Annotated in this window: 17 protein-coding genes; 6 read left to right on the top strand and 11 right to left on the bottom strand. The window is 72.1% G+C overall.

The features are described from left to right. The 5 genes from MKL01_RS34305 to MKL01_RS34285 all read right to left on the bottom strand — a co-directional run. Positions 1 to 629: translation initiation factor IF-2 associated domain-containing protein (locus MKL01_RS34305; RefSeq protein WP_243909640.1), on the bottom strand; the 629-nt coding region annotated here is incomplete at its 3' end. A gap of 76 nt (positions 630 to 705) precedes the next feature. Beyond that, the gene (locus tag MKL01_RS34300; RefSeq protein ID WP_243909639.1) at positions 706 to 1,428 is read right to left on the bottom strand and encodes an RNA-binding protein; all 723 of its coding nucleotides are present in this window, start codon (positions 1,426 to 1,428) and stop codon (positions 706 to 708) included. A gap of 25 nt (positions 1,429 to 1,453) precedes the next feature. Next, positions 1,454 to 3,091: a transcription termination factor NusA gene (nusA, locus tag MKL01_RS34295; RefSeq protein ID WP_243909638.1), complete on the bottom strand. Its 1,638-nt coding sequence runs from the start codon at positions 3,089 to 3,091 to the stop codon at positions 1,454 to 1,456. A 64-nt stretch (positions 3,092 to 3,155) separates the two neighbouring features. After that, a complete protein-coding gene (gene rimP / locus MKL01_RS34290; protein ID WP_243909637.1) occupies positions 3,156 to 3,929 on the bottom strand; it encodes a ribosome maturation factor RimP in 774 nt (257 codons plus the stop codon). Positions 3,930 to 4,358: 429 nt separating this feature from the next. Continuing rightward, the gene (locus MKL01_RS34285) at positions 4,359 to 5,369 is read right to left on the bottom strand and encodes an aldo/keto reductase (protein WP_243909636.1); all 1,011 of its coding nucleotides are present in this window, start codon (positions 5,367 to 5,369) and stop codon (positions 4,359 to 4,361) included. A 194-nt stretch (positions 5,370 to 5,563) separates the two neighbouring features. Here MKL01_RS34285 and MKL01_RS34280 point away from each other — a divergent pair, with 194 nt between their 5' ends. The 3 genes from MKL01_RS34280 (at position 5,564) to MKL01_RS34270 (ending at position 7,443) form a co-directional block, all read left to right on the top strand. Continuing rightward, positions 5,564 to 6,493: a sulfite oxidase heme-binding subunit YedZ gene (locus MKL01_RS34280; RefSeq protein ID WP_243909635.1), complete on the top strand. Its 930-nt coding sequence runs from the start codon at positions 5,564 to 5,566 to the stop codon at positions 6,491 to 6,493. A 69-nt stretch (positions 6,494 to 6,562) separates the two neighbouring features. After that, positions 6,563 to 6,967 (top strand): hypothetical protein, encoded by a 405-nt coding sequence (locus MKL01_RS34275; RefSeq protein WP_243909634.1) that lies wholly within the window; start codon positions 6,563 to 6,565, stop codon positions 6,965 to 6,967. Positions 6,968 to 7,077: 110 nt separating this feature from the next. Further along, positions 7,078 to 7,443, top strand: a complete 366-nt coding sequence (locus MKL01_RS34270) for a hypothetical protein (RefSeq protein WP_243909633.1) — start codon at positions 7,078 to 7,080, stop codon at positions 7,441 to 7,443. 15 nt (positions 7,444 to 7,458) lie between these two features. Here MKL01_RS34270 and MKL01_RS34265 read toward each other — a convergent pair whose 3' ends face one another. Continuing rightward, positions 7,459 to 7,635: a hypothetical protein gene (locus MKL01_RS34265; RefSeq protein WP_243909632.1), complete on the bottom strand. Its 177-nt coding sequence runs from the start codon at positions 7,633 to 7,635 to the stop codon at positions 7,459 to 7,461. Positions 7,636 to 7,782: 147 nt separating this feature from the next. Continuing rightward, entirely contained in the window at positions 7,783 to 8,190 is a 408-nt protein-coding gene (locus tag MKL01_RS34260) for a DUF4174 domain-containing protein (RefSeq protein ID WP_243909631.1), read from the bottom strand. A gap of 137 nt (positions 8,191 to 8,327) precedes the next feature. Between MKL01_RS34260 and MKL01_RS34255 the strand changes: the two genes are divergently transcribed. Together MKL01_RS34255 and ssb are read left to right on the top strand one after the other, a co-directional pair. Continuing rightward, positions 8,328 to 9,344, top strand: coding sequence for an NADP-dependent oxidoreductase (locus MKL01_RS34255; protein ID WP_243909630.1), 1,017 nt, complete (start codon positions 8,328 to 8,330; stop codon positions 9,342 to 9,344). Between the two features lie 168 nt (positions 9,345 to 9,512). Continuing rightward, positions 9,513 to 10,073, top strand: a complete 561-nt coding sequence (gene ssb, locus MKL01_RS34250) for a single-stranded DNA-binding protein (RefSeq protein WP_243909629.1) — start codon at positions 9,513 to 9,515, stop codon at positions 10,071 to 10,073. Between the two features lie 92 nt (positions 10,074 to 10,165). Here ssb and MKL01_RS34245 read toward each other — a convergent pair whose 3' ends face one another. Together MKL01_RS34245 and MKL01_RS34240 are read right to left on the bottom strand one after the other, a co-directional pair. Further along, a complete protein-coding gene (locus MKL01_RS34245) occupies positions 10,166 to 11,044 on the bottom strand; it encodes an SDR family oxidoreductase (protein WP_243909628.1) in 879 nt (292 codons plus the stop codon). 281 nt (positions 11,045 to 11,325) lie between these two features. After that, positions 11,326 to 12,135 (bottom strand): exodeoxyribonuclease III, encoded by an 810-nt coding sequence (locus MKL01_RS34240; protein ID WP_243909627.1) that lies wholly within the window; start codon positions 12,133 to 12,135, stop codon positions 11,326 to 11,328. 160 nt (positions 12,136 to 12,295) lie between these two features. On the opposite strand from MKL01_RS34240, the gene MKL01_RS34235 reads away from it, so the two are divergent. Beyond that, positions 12,296 to 13,021 carry a lysophospholipid acyltransferase family protein gene (locus MKL01_RS34235; protein WP_243909626.1) on the top strand — a complete coding sequence of 242 codons (726 nt, stop codon included), beginning with the start codon at positions 12,296 to 12,298 and terminating at the stop codon, positions 13,019 to 13,021. A 93-nt stretch (positions 13,022 to 13,114) separates the two neighbouring features. Here MKL01_RS34235 and MKL01_RS34230 read toward each other — a convergent pair whose 3' ends face one another. Together MKL01_RS34230 and MKL01_RS34225 are read right to left on the bottom strand one after the other, a co-directional pair. Continuing rightward, complete coding sequence (locus tag MKL01_RS34230) at positions 13,115 to 14,041, bottom strand: LolA family protein (RefSeq protein ID WP_243909625.1); 927 nt, start codon at positions 14,039 to 14,041, stop codon at positions 13,115 to 13,117. Between the two features lie 138 nt (positions 14,042 to 14,179). Beyond that, a partial coding sequence (locus MKL01_RS34225; RefSeq protein ID WP_279605076.1) for a DNA translocase FtsK occupies positions 14,180 to 14,701 on the bottom strand: 522 nt, incomplete at its 5' end.

The following is a 14,701-nucleotide window of genomic DNA, read 5'->3' as shown; positions in this document are numbered from 1 at the left end:
GGGGCGGCCGCCGGACGCGGCGGCGCGGCGGCCGGAGCAGCGGAAGCAGGACGAACCGGTTCCGGAGCCGCCGCGGGAGCCGCAGCCGCCTCGGGAGCCGGAGCCGCCGCGGCCGCGGGAGCCTCGGCAGCCCTGGCGGCTTCAGCCGCGGCGGCGGCGGCGGCGGCCTTGCGCTCCTCCTCCTCACGACGGCGGGCCTCGGCCGCCTCGCGCTCGCGGCGGGCCTCAGCCTCGGCCTCCCGACGGCGCGCCTCAGCCTCGGCCTCGGCCTTCTGACGGGCTTCGGCCTCGCGACGCTGGGCGTCCGCCAGGGCGGCGGCGCGGGCGGCGCTCTCCTGCTCGCTCAGCGTGCGCAGGACGACTCCCGAGGCCGCGCGCTGGGCCGGACGCGGTGCCGGCGCCGTGGGGGCGGCCGGTGCCGCGCGCGGAGCGGGGGCGGGTTCACGGGCCGGTGCGGCCGGTGCGGCGCCGATGACGCGGCGCTTGACCGTCTCGACCACGACCTGCTTGGAGCGGCCATGGGAGAAGCTCTGACGCACGGTCCCCGCCTCGATCGGCCGCTTGAGGGACAGCGGCTTCGGGGAAGTCCTGTTCAGAGTCTTGTCGCCCGGGTTGTTCGTATCGCTCATTCAGCCTGAACCCTGAGGGTTTCCATCGTCCCGTGAACCGACGCCCGGTGGCGCCAGCCAAATCAATCCTGCGTCGTCAACGTGAGGCTTCGTCAATCCGGCCGATTCGGGCTGGATCAGACTCCCCGGTCGCCGCGGCGGCGCCCTCGAAGGAGCGTAGCCGACGCCAACGCGACAGGCAGCCGGCGGCTCCGGCTCCTGCGACGAGCGCAGCGTGTATCACATGATCCCGACCCAAGGCCATGTCCAATTCATCCTCGGACAGGTCGTCGATGATCGGTATCCTCGACATGGCTCCGCCGTGGCGCCGGTGCAAGGCCGCCGCGATCTTCCGTCGTCCGTCGGCGCTCGCCTCGGCGGCGTGGATCACCGCGATGGCCGCGGGTTGACCGCCGATCGCCGCCTCGACCTTCGAGAAGCCCGCGACCACGCAGCCCGCCTTGTTGGCCAGGGCGATCGCCTGCCGCAGATCCGCGCGCAGGCCCGCGGCGATCTGGTCCGGCAGATCCGGGGCGGCCGGGGCCGGCCCCTTGAAGGCCCGGGCGAACAGGTTCTTGCGCAGAGCCGTGGCGACGGCCTCCCGCCGGGCGCTGACCCAGGCACCACGGCCGGGCAGCTTGGCCCGCAGGTCGGGCACGACCGCCCCGTCCGGCCCGCGCACGAACCGGATCATCGTCTCGGGCGCCTGGGCGACGCGCGTGACGATACAGGTGCGCTCGGGCGCGCGGCGGCCGGGCCCGGAATCGAGCCCCCCGGCCTCCGGCCCGTCGTCGGGCAGCGTCGTCTCGTCCGCGACCATCGCGCCTCCGCCGCCGGCTCCCGGCTCAGGCCTCGGCCGGCGCGGGGCCGGCCTCGCCGCCCTCCGCTTCCCCGGCGCCCTCTTCGGCACCCTCCTCGCCCTCCGGCTCGGGCAGGGCGTCGATCCAGCCGGCCTTCAGGCGGGCCGTCATGATCAGGGCCTCGGCCTCGGCGCGGGACAGGTCGAACCCGTCGAGATAGCCGGCGTGGCGCACCGATTCGGGGCCGCGGCCCTCGGTGTAGCCCACGAGGTCGTCCGTCGCGCAGCCCGCCAGGTCCTCGACGGTCTTCACGTCGTTCTCGCCCAGCGCCACCATCATGGGCGTGGTGATGCCCTCGATCTCGCGCAGCTCGTCGGCGACGCCGAGCTCGGTGCGGCGGGCGTCGTGCGCCTGCTCGATCCGGGCGAGGTGGTCCTGGGCGCGGGCCTGGATCTCGGCGCCGGTCTCCTCGTCGAGCCCCTGGATGCCGGACAGCTCCTGGATGTCGACGTAGGCGATCTCCTCGACGTTGCGGAAGCCCTCCGCGGCGAGCAGCTGACCGACGGTCTCGTCGACGTCGAGCGCCTCCATGAACACCTGGGTCCGCTCGGCGAACTCCTTCTGCCGGCGCTCCGATTCCTCGGCCTCGGTGAGGATGTCGATATCCCAGCCGGTGAGCTGCGAGGCGAGGCGCACGTTCTGGCCGCGGCGGCCGATGGCCAGCGACAGCTGGTCGTCCGGCACCACCACCTCGATGCGGTCGGCCTCCTCGTCGAGCACCACCTTCACCACCTCGGCGGGCTGGAGGGCGTTGACGATGAAGGTCGCCTCGTCCTCCGACCACGGGATGATGTCGATCTTCTCGCCCTGCAGCTCGCCGACCACCGCCTGGACGCGCGAGCCGCGCATGCCCACGCAGGCGCCTACGGGATCGATGCTGCCGTCGCGGGAGATCACCGCGATCTTGGCGCGGGAGCCCGGATCGCGGGCCACCGCCTTCACCTCGACGATGCCGTCGTAGATCTCGGGGACCTCCTGGCCGAACAGCTTCGCCATGAATTGCGGGTGCGAGCGCGACAGGAAGATCTGCGGCCCGCGCACTTCCGAGCGCACGTCGAACAGGTAGGAGCGGATGCGGTCGCCGGGCCGGAAGGTCTCGCGCGGGATCATCTCGTCCCGGCGCACGATGCCCTCGCCGCGGCCGAGATCCACGATCACGTTGCCGTACTCGACGCGCTTGACCACGCCGTTGAGGATCTCGCCGATGCGGTCCTTGTACTCGTCGAACTGGCGGGCGCGCTCGGCGTCGCGCACCTTCTGGACGATGACCTGCTTGGCCGACTGCGCGGCCACGCGGCCGAAATCGAAGGGCGGCAAGGTGTCGGAGATCACGTCGCCGACCAGCGCGCCCGGATTGTAGCGGCGGGCCTGATCCAGGGTGATCTCGCGGGCGTCATTCTCCACCTGGTCAACCACCAGGAGGTGGCGCGACAGGCGCAGCGCCCCGGTCTTGTTGTCGATCTCGGCGTGGACATCGGTCTCGGCGCCGTAGCGGGAGCGCGCCGCCTTGGCGATCGCCTCCTCCATCGCGTCGATCACGATGGAGCGGTCGATCACCTTCTCGCGGGCGACCGCGTCGGCGATCTGGAGGAGTTCGAGCCTGTTGGCGCTGACGACGGCCATCGGTGTCGGTCCTTCTCTTCCGTCAAATCTCTGTGCCGGCCGCGCGGCGGCCGGCGCTGGTGTCTCAGTGCAGCGAGTCGCGGTCCTTGAGCCGGGACGCCTTGGTCACCACCGGCTTCCGGGATCCGCTCCGGGCCGGCTTCGGGCCCTTGGCCGCGGGGCTGGCCTTCTTCGGCCCCTGCGGGCGGAACGGGCTGCGGGCGGGCGGAGGCGCCGGGCGCTCCTCCGCGACCGCCTCGTCCATTTCCGCCTCGTCTTCGTCCTCGTCCCCGGCGGGCGGGCCGCCCCGGCGGAGCGACTCGCGGATCAGATCGTCGGTGAGGACGAGATGGGCCTCGAAGACGTCCCTGAGCGGCAGGTCGATGCGGCTCGGCAGCCCTTCCTTCACGTCGGGCAGGTCGATCGGAACGGTCAGCCGCTCCGGATCCGGCGCGCCCAGGATGCCGCGGAAGCGCTTGCGCCCGTCGAGGGGCGGGCTCAGTTCGACCTTGGCCTCGTAGCCGGCCCAGCGGGCGAAGTCCGAGACCCGGACGAGCGGCCGGTCGATGCCGGGCGAGGACACTTCCAGGTTGTAGGCGCCCCCCACCGGATCATCGACATCGAGGATCGGGGAGATCGCCCGGCTCACCGCCTCGCAATCGGCGATCGAGAACGTGCCGTCCGGCCGCTCCGCCATGATCTGGACGGTGCAGCCGTTGATGTTGGACATCCTCACCCGGACCAGCCGGAAACCGAGGCCCAGGAGCGGCCCCTCAATCGCCTGCGCGACGCGCGCGGCGACGCCGGCCTCGCGGACGAGGCGCTTTTCGGACAGATCCGCTTCGATCTCGGACGACATGGATGTTAAGCGCGCAACCTTCGCGGCGTTCTGCCTGGCCCGCCCGCGGCGTGCGGCCTTCGCGGCGAAAGACTTGCGCGGCGAAAAAAAAGAGCGGACCCGGTGGGGCCCACTCCCGAACCGCAGCCTCTCGACTGCCATCAGAACTGTTATGCGCTAGATAGCGACCCTCGGTCGGGAGCGCAAGGCGGGTCCGTCATCCATTGAGGGAGGCCGTATCCGGCAGTCGCCGCCACGGTGGCGCGCGCGAGGTCTGCGCCACCCCGTCCTTTCGACCGGTGCCCTTATCCTGAGGAGCCCACGCCAGCGGGCCTCGCTAGAAGGCGTCCAGAAATTGCAGTGCCTTCTGGAGGGCTCCTTCGGGGCCTCCGCTGCGCTCCGGCGCCCCAGGATGAGAGGGCGGCCGGCTGATCGGCCGCTGCGCGGTCGTCAGCCGCTGCGCGGCACCCGCCCCTCCAGCGGATAGGCCGGGTCGTTGTAGCCGGGCGTGGTCGGATGCCCGGCCGCCACGAAGCCGTCGACCAGGGCCTCGTCCTCGGGAGTGAAGGCGTAGTCCAGCGCGCCGAGGTACTCCCGCCACTGCGCCTCCGTGCGCGGCCCGGCGATGACGGCGGTGACGAGGCGGTTGTTCAGCACCCAGGCGGTGGCGAACTGCCCCGCCGTGATGCCGCGGGTCTCGGCGTGCTCCTTGAGGGTCCGGGCGATGCGCAGGGATTCCGGGCGCCACTCGGTCTGCATCATCCGCGTGTCCTGGCGGCCGGCGCGGGACTCGGCCGGCGGCGGAGCTTCGGGATCGTACTTGCCGGTGAGCACGCCGCGGGCGAGCGGCGAGTAGGGCACGACGCCGAGGCCGTAATGCGCGCAGGCCGGCAGGTGCTCGGTCTCGGGCATGCGGTTGAAGGCGTTGTAGTAGGGCTGGCTCACCACCGGCCGGTCGATGCCGGCCTCGTCGCAGAGCCGGCAGATCTCGGCGACCCGCCAGGAGCGGTGGTTCGAGACGCCGAAATGGCGGATCTTGCCGGCGCGGACGAGGTCGGCCATCGCCCGCACGGTCTCGGGCAACGGCGTGTCGTGGTCCTCCTTGTGGAGGTAGTAGATGTCGATGACGTCCGTGCCGAGCCGGCGCAGGCTGTCCTCGGCGGCCTTCATCACGTGGACCCGGGACAGGCCGCGGTCGTTGACGCCCTCGCCGGTGGGGTTGGCGACCTTGGTGGCCAGGATCCAGGCGCTGCGCTCGGCCTTGATCGCCCGGCCGGTGATCTCCTCCGAGCGCCCCTCCGTGTAGACGTTGGCGGTGTCGATGAAGTTGACGCCCGCGTCGCGGGCACTGCCGACGATGCGGCCGGCGGTGGGCTCGTCGGTGGGGCCGCCGAACATCATCGTGCCGAGGCAGATCGGCGAGACCTTCAGGCCGGAGCGGCCGAGATTGCGGTACTGCATGGAATCCATCCGGTGTCCGTCGTCCTGCTATCTCGCCGCGCGGACGCCGAGGTCAACCACACAGGTCAAGCCGCGCCTGTAACCGCCGCGCTCCCGCGGCGAACCGACCCGTGACGGCACCGACGCCCGATGGCAACCGTTTCCGGGGGCCGCTCGCGCGTCCCAACCCCCGACGCAAGCCTCGTTCGAGACCCATGATCGACCGCCCTGCCGCCGCCTTCGCCATCCCCCTCCCCTGGCTCGACCGGGCCGGGCGCCTCTCCTGGCTGAAGCTCGCGGTGTTCGCAGGCTGCGTCGCGCCGGCGCTCTACCTGGCCGCCGCCTACCGGCTCGACGTGCTCGGCGCCAAGCCGATCACCGCGCTGATCCACGCCACCGGCGAGTGGGCGGTGCGGTTCCTGCTGTTCTCCCTGGCGATCTCGCCGCTCCGGCGCATCGCCGATTGGGCGAAGGTGCTGGTGGTCCGGCGCATGCTCGGTGTCACCGTGATGGCCTACGCGGTGGCGCACCTCACCCTCTACGCGGTCGACCAGAACCTGATCCTCACCAAGGTCGTCTCGGAAATCGCGCTCCGGCTCTACCTGACCATCGGCTTCGTGGCGCTGATCGGCCTGATCGCCCTGGGCCTGACCTCGACGGACGCGGCGATCCGCAACCTCGGCCCGAACTGGCACCGGCTGCATCGCCTAGTCTACACGATCGCGGTGCTGGCCCTGGTCCATTACTTCCTGCAATCGAAGATCGACGTCACCGACCCGGTCTTCTCGGCCGGGCTGTTCCTGCTCCTGATGGGCTGGCGGGTGATGCGGCGGTTCAAGTGGCCGGAGCGGCCGTGGTCGCTCCTTCTTCTGGCGATCCTCGCCGGCCTCGCCACGGCGGGGCTGGAGGCGGCGTGGTACGGGCTCGCCAGCGGCGTCCCGGCGAGCCTCGTGCTCGCCGCCAACCTCGATTTCTCCGGCCCGATCCGACCGGCCTGGTGGGTCCTGGCGATCGGGCTGGCCCTGCCGGCCGTGGCGCTGGTGCGGGGATCGAAACCCCGCGTCACCGGAAAGGCCGCGGCCGGACGGCCGGTCGCCGCCCCCCGCGGAGTGCCCGCCGGGGAGCCCTTGTCGCCGCGGGCCTGATGCCCCAGAACCCGCACCCGGGCCTCCGCCGTCGGCGGCCCCGGGGTCGAGCGGAGCTTTCGAGACGCCATGCGCGGCACGTTTCTCCTGATCGCGGGCTTGCTCGCGCCGGTCGCCGCCCTCGCGGCCCCGACCGCAGCACCGCCCGCCGGCGCGAAGCCGGCCGCCAAGACCGCACCGACCGCATCGCCCCCGGCGGGCGCGCCCGCCGTCGCGGCCTGCGCGCCGCCCGAGCCGCCGCCGGCCGCCGCTAGGCCGGCCAAACCTGCCCTGCCGGAGAAGCCCGCCTGCCTCGACGCCAAGGGGGGTTGCCCGGGCTGGGAGGCCTACAGCTACAACGACGCGATCAAGGCCTATAACCTGCAGGCGCAGGCCTTCCGGCCGATCGCCGAAGCCTACCTGCAGAAGCTCAACGCCTACGTGAAGGCGAGCGCGGATTACGCGCAATGCGAAGTCAAGGCGATGCAGAATTAGCCGGCTGAACGGCAGCCGACATCGCGGCGTGGGCGGGGTTCAGGCGCTCCGGCGCAACCTCCGGTGACGATGGCCGCGATCCCCGCGGCCCGATCCCCCGAGGCTACCCCGTGCCCGTCCGTCGCCTCCTCGCACGCACCGCGTTCTGCGCCCTGCTCGTCGCCGCCGGACCGGCGCTGGCCGCCGATTTCGACGGGCCCTCCCGGCTGCCCCAGGGCTACGGTGATTTGGGCCCGGATGACGGACCCGATGGCGGTCCTCCGCCCCCGCGGCCCGAGCCGGAGTTCCGCGGGCCGCGCGTCTCGGCGGCCCCCGAGGCGTGCCGGGAATTCGTGCGGCGGCGGTTCGATCCGGACGGCGCGCCGGTCCTGCGCCGGGTTCGGGTCTGCGACGAGCCGGTCTTGGAGCGCGGGCCGCCTCCGCCGCCGCCCCCGGAGGAGATCCCGCCCCGACGCTGGGGAAGCCCCCGCTGGTAGCGCGGGCGGGCCGGCTCAGCCGCGGGCCGGCGCCTTCTTGAGCGCGACCGCAAAGGCCTTCAGCTGGCGGTTCAGGTCCGCCAGCTCGTTCAGCGCGATGGTCTTGTGGCCGTCGCGGACCGCGCGCTCGATGTCCTCGACCTGGGAGCCGACGAGGCGGCGGATGGCGGCGGCAACTTGGTGTCGGGTCATCGTTTCGAGCGTCTCGTGCGAGCGTCCTGGCGGGCCACAACAGACGGCCGGGACGCGGCCGTCGACACGATCCGGTGATAGGCCGGTAGGCTTAACCGTTGGTGTCCGCTCCCGCAGCCATGCACATCCGAACCCAGGATTTCGCCCCTATCGACGGCCCCGCATCTCGACGCGCCGCATCGGCATCGCGTCGATCGTGGCGAACAGCCTCTGCGGCGCGACCGGCTCCGCGGCGGTGAGCTTGGCGCCCCCGTCCTTCCCGATCAGGACGACGCGGAAGCCGTCCGCCGGCAGACCGAGCGCGGCGCGCAGGGCCCGCGCCTCGGCGCCGGAGCCCACCGCCTCCAGCACCACGAGGTCGCGCTCGGCGAGGCCGGAGCGAATCGACCTCAGAGCCGCCCGCTGCGCCGTGAGCTGCGCATCCGCGGCATCGGGCGCAGACAGGATCAGCACCCGTGCCCGGTCCCGATAGGTCTCGAGCGGACCGGCGGACGCGGCCCCGACCGCCAGGACCCCGAAAACCGCCAGTCCGAGGCCCATTGCCCTGCACCGCATGCCGCCCCTCCAAACCCGGACGTCCCTGTTCACGAGACGGGACAACGCGCTAACCGGGCCGGGGATCGCCGCCGCAGGTTTGCCGCCGGGAGCCCGGCGCCCCAGATCGGGACGGCAGCCAGAACAGGGAGTCCGCCATGACCGCCATGAACCGTCGCATCGTCCTGGCCTCGCGTCCGCACGGAGAGCCGCGCCCCGAGAACTTCTGCCTGGAGGAGGTGCCGGTACCCCAGCCCGGCCCGGGCCAGGTTCTCCTGCGCACCCGCTGGATGTCCCTCGATCCCTACATGCGGGGCCGGATGAGCGACGCGAAATCCTACGCGGCCCCCGTCGAGATCGGCGCCCCGATCACCGCCGAGACCGTGGGCGAAGTCGTCGCCTCGAACCATCCCGACCACGCCGTCGGCGACCTGCTCACGGCCTTCGCGGGCTGGCAGGAGTATTTCGTCACGGACGGCAAGGGCTCGCGCAAGGTCGACCCCTCCGCGGCCCCGCCCTCGACCGCGCTCGGCGTGCTGGGGATGCCCGGCATGACCGCCTATACCGGCCTCCTCAACATCGGCCGGCCGAAACCCGGCGAGACCGTCGTGGTGGCCGCCGCCGCGGGCCCTGTGGGGTCGCTGGTCGGGCAGATCGCCAAGCTGAAGGGCGCCCGCGCCGTCGGGATCGCGGGCGGACCCGACAAGTGCCGCTACCTCATCGAAGAGCTGGGCTTCGACGCCGCCGTGGACCACCGCGGCGCGGACCTGCCGGGGGCGCTGGCAGCCGCCTGCCCGAAGGGCATCGACGTCTATTTCGAGAATGTCGGCGGCGCCGTCTTCGCCGCCGTCATGCCGCTCCTGAACCCCTTCGCGCGGATCCCGGTCTGCGGCCTCGTCTCGGCCTACAACGCCACGGAGGTTCCGGCGGGTCCCGATCGGCTGCCGGCGCTCATGCGCTCCGTGCTGACCAACCGGCTGCACATCCAGGGCTTCATCGTCTGGGATTTCGCCGACCAGGCGGAGACGTTCCGGAAGGAAGTCGGCGGCTGGATCCGAGAGGGCCGGGTCCGCTACCGCGAGGACGTCGTGGAGGGTCTGGAGAAGGCCCCGGAGGCCTTCATCGGCCTGTTGAAAGGTCGCAATTTCGGCAAGCTGGTCGTGCGCGTCTCCTGAGCGCGGCTTGCCGCCCGTCCGGAACAGATATAGAACATACGGATCCGGCGGCGTTGCGGAAAGCGGGCACAAGCCGCTTGCGCAGATTGCCGCTCCGGTGGCCCGGGCGCATGGTTCGCGCGCCGCCGGGCAGACGCCCAGTGAGATCGGTACGGTAAGGAGAGAGCGATGGCGGGCAGCGTCAACAAGGTGATTCTGGTGGGCAATCTCGGGCGCGACCCCGAGATGCGCCGCCTCGGTTCGGGCGATCCGGTCTGCAACCTGCGGCTCGCCACCTCCGAGTCGTGGAAGGACAAGGCGACCGGCGAGCGCAAGGAGAAGACCGAGTGGCACTCGGTCGTGATCTACAACGACAACCTCGCCCGGGTGGCCGAGCAGTATCTGCGCAAGGGCTCGAAGGTCTACATCGAGGGCCAGCTTCAGACCCGGAAATGGACGGACAATTCCGGTGTCGAGAAATACACCACCGAGGTCGTGCTCCAGCGCTTCCGCGGCGAGATGACGATCCTCGACGGGCGCGGCGGCGGCGGCGACTTCGCCGGCGAGGAGGAAGGCGGCGGCCAGATCAGCCGCGGCGGCGACTTCGCCGGCGGCCGGGGCGGTGACCGCGGCGGCGATGCCGGCGGCGGTCGCGCCCAGGGCGGCGACCGGCGGCCGGCCCCCGCCTCCTCGGGCGGCGGCGGCGGCGGCCGCGGCGGCTACGACCTCGACGACGACATCCCGTTCTAGCCCCAAGCCCGGACGACGGACCCGCCGCCCCGCGCGGCGGGTCCTTTTTGTTTCGCCGCCATGGCGCAGCCGGATATCCGGGCCGCGGTCCCTCAGTACATCGGCATGCCGCCGGTGACCGGCACGAGCGCCCCCGACATGTAGCTGCCCTCGCGGGAGGCGAGCAGCACGTAGGCCGGCGCCAGCTCCGCGGGCTGGCCGGCGCGGCCAAGCGGCGTCTGCGCGCCGAGCTGCTCGATCTGTTCCGGGCTCTTCACGATCGGCTGGATCGGCGTCCAGACTGGCCCGGGGGCGACGCAGTTCACCCGGATGCCCTGCGGGGCCAGCAGGTTCGACAGGCCGATGGTGAGGCTCGCGATGGCGCCCTTTGTGGCGGCGTAGATCAGCATGCCGGGGTCGGCGACCTTCGCCTGCACGCTCGTGCTGTTCACGATCGCGCCGCCCGGCTTCATATGCGGCACGGCGGCCTGGGCGAGGTAGTACATGGCGAAGACGTTGGCGCGGAACGAGCCCTCGATGTCGGTCGCCTTCACGTCGTCGAGGCCGTCGTTGACCACCTGGGCGGCGGCGTTGTTCACCAGGATGTCGAGGCGCCCGAAGGCCTCCACGGTGCGGGCGACGAGATCCCGGCACCGGCCCTCGTCGCGGATGTCGCCCGGGAGCAGCAGGCAGCGGCGGCCGGCCTTCTCGACCCAGAGCTTCGTGTCCTCGGCGTCCTCCTGCTCGGCCTCGAGATAGGAGATCGCCACGTCGGCGCCCTCGCGGGCATACGCGATGGCGACCGCCCGGCCGATGCCGGAATCGCCGCCGGTGATCAGGGCGGCCTGGCCGGCGAGCAGGCCCTTGCCGACGTAGCTGTCCTCGCCGTGGTCGGGGCGAGGCGTCATCTTGGTTGTCAGGCCCGGGCGCGGCTGCTGCTGGTCTCCGGGAAAGGGCGGGCGCGGGCCGGCCTCGCGAGGGTCGTCGGTCATGGAGGGGCGGCTCCGCGTCGGGGATGATCCACGCGATCTAGGGCCGCGCGGGCAGCCGCCGCCTGCGCCCGGCCGTCACAGGCCGGGCCGGGGGTGATGAGCCGGCTCAGAACGCCCGGGTGCGTCCGGCATGCGGGCCGCCGTAACGGCGGCGCAGGTAGGAGACGACCTTCGGAAGGACGTAGGCGATCAGGATCTTGCGCATCGGGGGCCAGCTCGCATCGCGGGTTCGTGAGCGAGCAATGCTCCGGCCGTGCCGCGGTTCCAGCCGGTGCTCCGGATCAGAGGTCCAACGTCAGGGTCACCGGGGCGTGGTCGGAGGGCCGCTCCCAGCCGCGGGCCTCGCGCAGCACCTCGACCCGGCGGATCGTGCCGGCCAGCTCCGGCGAGACCCACGTGTGATCGAGGCGCCGTCCCTTGTCGGCGCCGGCCCAGTCGGGCGAGCGGTAGCTCCACCACGTGTAGATCTTCTCCGGCTCCGGCGTGAGATGCCGCGCCGCGTCGATCCAGCCCGCCTCGCCCCGCAGGATCTCCAGCGCCTCGGTCTCCACGGGCGTGTGGCTCACCACGTCGAGGAGCTGCTTGTGCGACCAGACGTCGTGCTCCAGCGGCGCGACGTTCAGGTCGCCCACGAGGATCGCCGGGCCCGAGACGCGCGTCCCGCCCCAGGCGCGCAGCTCGGCCAGGAAGTCGAGCTTGTGGGCGAATTTCGGATTGAGGTCGCGGTCCGGCACGTCGCCGCCGGCCGGGACGTAGAAATCGTGCAGGACGATCCCCGCCGCCGCGCCCGCCTCCGGCCCGAGCACGGCCGAGAGGTGGCGGGCGTCCGGTCGCGCACAGAAGCCCATGACGGCGCGGCTGTGCAGCGGAAAGCGCGAGAGGATCGCGACGCCGTTGTAGCCCTTCTGGCCGGCGAACATCACGTGCTCGTAGCCGCTGCCGCGCAGGGCCTTCAGCGGGAAGGCGTCGTCCGGGCACTTGGTCTCCTGGAGGCAGAGCACGTCCGGCCGGTGCTCGGCGAGGAAGCGCAGCACCAGGTCGATGCGCAGGCGCACCGAGTTGATGTTCCAAGTGGTGACGGTGAGTTGCACGGGGGGCGCCGGGGTTCGGACGGGGTTGCGATCCGTTAGCGGATTTCGGGCCCCGCGACAGTCCGCTCATGCTTGCCGGCGCGAAATGCCGTGCGTCCCTCACCGGCTGGCGCTATGCCCGGGCCCTGCCCTGTCCCGGGCCCCTCGTCGAGGCGCCGCCATGGCACACACCCGCTCGCTCCTGTTTGCCGCCTATTGGGCCGTCTGGACGAGCCTGTTCCTCGTGCCGCTGGCGATCTTCCTCCTGTCCGGGGCGCCCGAGCGGCCGATCCGCCGGGCGACGCGCCTCTGGGCGCGCGGCATCCTGGCCGGGCTGCGCCGGATCGTGGGGCTGCGCTACGTCGAGGAGGGGCGCCAGCACCTGCCGGCCGAGCCCTGCCTGATCGTCGCCAACCACCAGTCGACCTGGGAGACCCTGGCCTTCCTGGTGCTGGTGCCGGACGTGGCGATCGTCGCCAAGCAGGAGCTCCTGGCGATCCCGGTGGTCGGCTGGTTCCTGCGGCGCTCGCCGATGATCGTCATCGACCGCGCCAACGGCACCCAGGCCCTGCGGACCATGATCGACCAGGGCCGCGCGGCGGTGGCGGCCGGCCGTTCGGTGCTGATCTTCCCCGAAGGCACCCGCGGCGGCATCGACGCACCGCTCCGCTTCAAGCGCGGCGTCGAGCTGCTCTACAGCCGGCTCGACCTGCCGGTGGTGCCGGTGGCGTTGAATTCCGGGCAGTTCTGGCCGGGGGGCATGGCCACCCGGGCCGGGACGATCGTGGTCCGGTACCTCGCCGCCGTCGCCCCGGGCCTGCCGGCCGCCGAGTTCCTGCGCAGCACCGAGGGGGCGATCGACCGGGAACTCGACCGCTGGCGCGAGATCGCCACCCAGGCGGCCTGATCAGGCGGGTTCGCGCAAGCCCCGGCACCCGCCCGGATTCCCGGACCGGCGGACGTTTCCAGGCACCGGGATCTCGCGCTCCCGGCCCGCGCCCTATTGCTGCGATTGCTGGATCTGCTGCTGCATCGCCTTGTCCTCGGCGCGCCCGTAATTGATGAAGAACACGCTGCCATCGACGTTCCTGCCCCTCTGCAGGTTCGAGAGCTGCACCGTGGTGACGTAGCCCTGCGGATCGGTGATCCGCCACTGCGACAGCGTCTTCATCTCGGGATCGAAGACCAGCTGGATCTTCGAGGTGCCCCCCAGCGTCGCCCGGTCCTCCAGGCTGATGCGCACGCCGCCCGGATCGTTCGCCACGTCGATGACGGTGAGGTCGCGGGCGAGGTCGATCTTCTCGCGCAGCAGGAATTTCAGTGGCGTCTGGGCGATGAAGTAGAGATCCTGGGTGTTGAGCTTCCGGTCGCGCACCGCCACGGAGGTGCCGTCGGCGATCACCTCCAGCGGGGAGGGCTGGTCGTAGTCGAAGCGCAGGCGACCGGGCTTGACGAGCGTCAGCTTGCCGCCGATCCGCCGCCCGTCGGCGCCGACCTGCATGAAGTTGCCCGTGAGCGTGGTGATGCCGTTGAAGTAGGCGTTCGCCTGCGCCAGCAGGGTGGCGGCGTCCGCCGACTCGGCGGGGGCGACGGCCGCAGGCGCGCCGACCGCCGCCACCTTGGGTTCGGCGGCCTTGTGGTCGGCCTTCTCGGCGGCCTTGCCGGCCTTGCCGGCCTTCGGCGCGTCCTTGCCGGGCTCCTTACCCGCATCCTTCCCCGCATCCTTGGCGGCTTCCTTGGCCTTGGGAGCGACCTTCTTCGCCGGCGCGGGGGCGGCGCGGGGGGCTTCCACCGGCGCAGGCTCCTCCTTGTGGCCGAACAGGCTGTCGATGAAGGCGCCGACCTGCGCCTCGGCCGGGCTGGCGGTCGCGAGCCACAGCCCGGCGGCGATCAGGGAGCCGGCTGTGCGGATGCGGCGGCCGATCATCGACAGAGTCTCCTGGGGGCCCGCTGGGCGGGCTCCGGCGGCAAACGGGAGCGGGACACGAGGCTTAGAACCCCGCCCTGTGGCGAAGATGCGACGCCCGGGCCGGCCCTTTCTGGGCACGGCCCGGGACGGCGCGTCTCACTCGTCGTCGTACATCCCGCTCGCCGTGCCGCTCGACAGGTGGGGCGCCCCGGCGACCAGGATCTCGCGCTTGCCGGCGTGGTTGGCCGGGCCGACGATCCCCTCGATCTCCATCCGCTCCATGATCGAGGCGGCGCGGTTGTAGCCGATCTGCAGGCGGCGCTGGATGTAGCTGGTCGAGGCTTTCTGGTCGCGCAGCACCACCTCGATGGCCTGCTTGTACAGGTCGTCGGACTCGCCGCCCGTCGCCGCCGCGAAGGCGCCGATGTCGAAGACGGGGACCTCCTCCTCCGGCTCGTCGGACCGCTCGGCCTTGTCGGCCGCCGCCTTCGAACCCCGGCCGGAGCGGCCGCCCTCCTTGGCGGGCTCCTCCGACGGGTCGTCCGCCGTGACGGCGTCGAGGTAGCTGGGGCGGCCCTGGCGCTTGAGGTGGGCGACCACGGTCTCGACCTCGCTGTCCGAGCAGAACGGCCCGTGCACCCGGGTGGTGCGCCCGCCGCCGGCCATGAACAGCATGTC

Source organism: Methylobacterium sp. J-070 (genome assembly GCF_022829385.1).
GTDB lineage: Bacteria > Pseudomonadota > Alphaproteobacteria > Rhizobiales > Beijerinckiaceae > Methylobacterium.
This window is presented reverse-complemented; position numbering and strand designations above follow the sequence as displayed.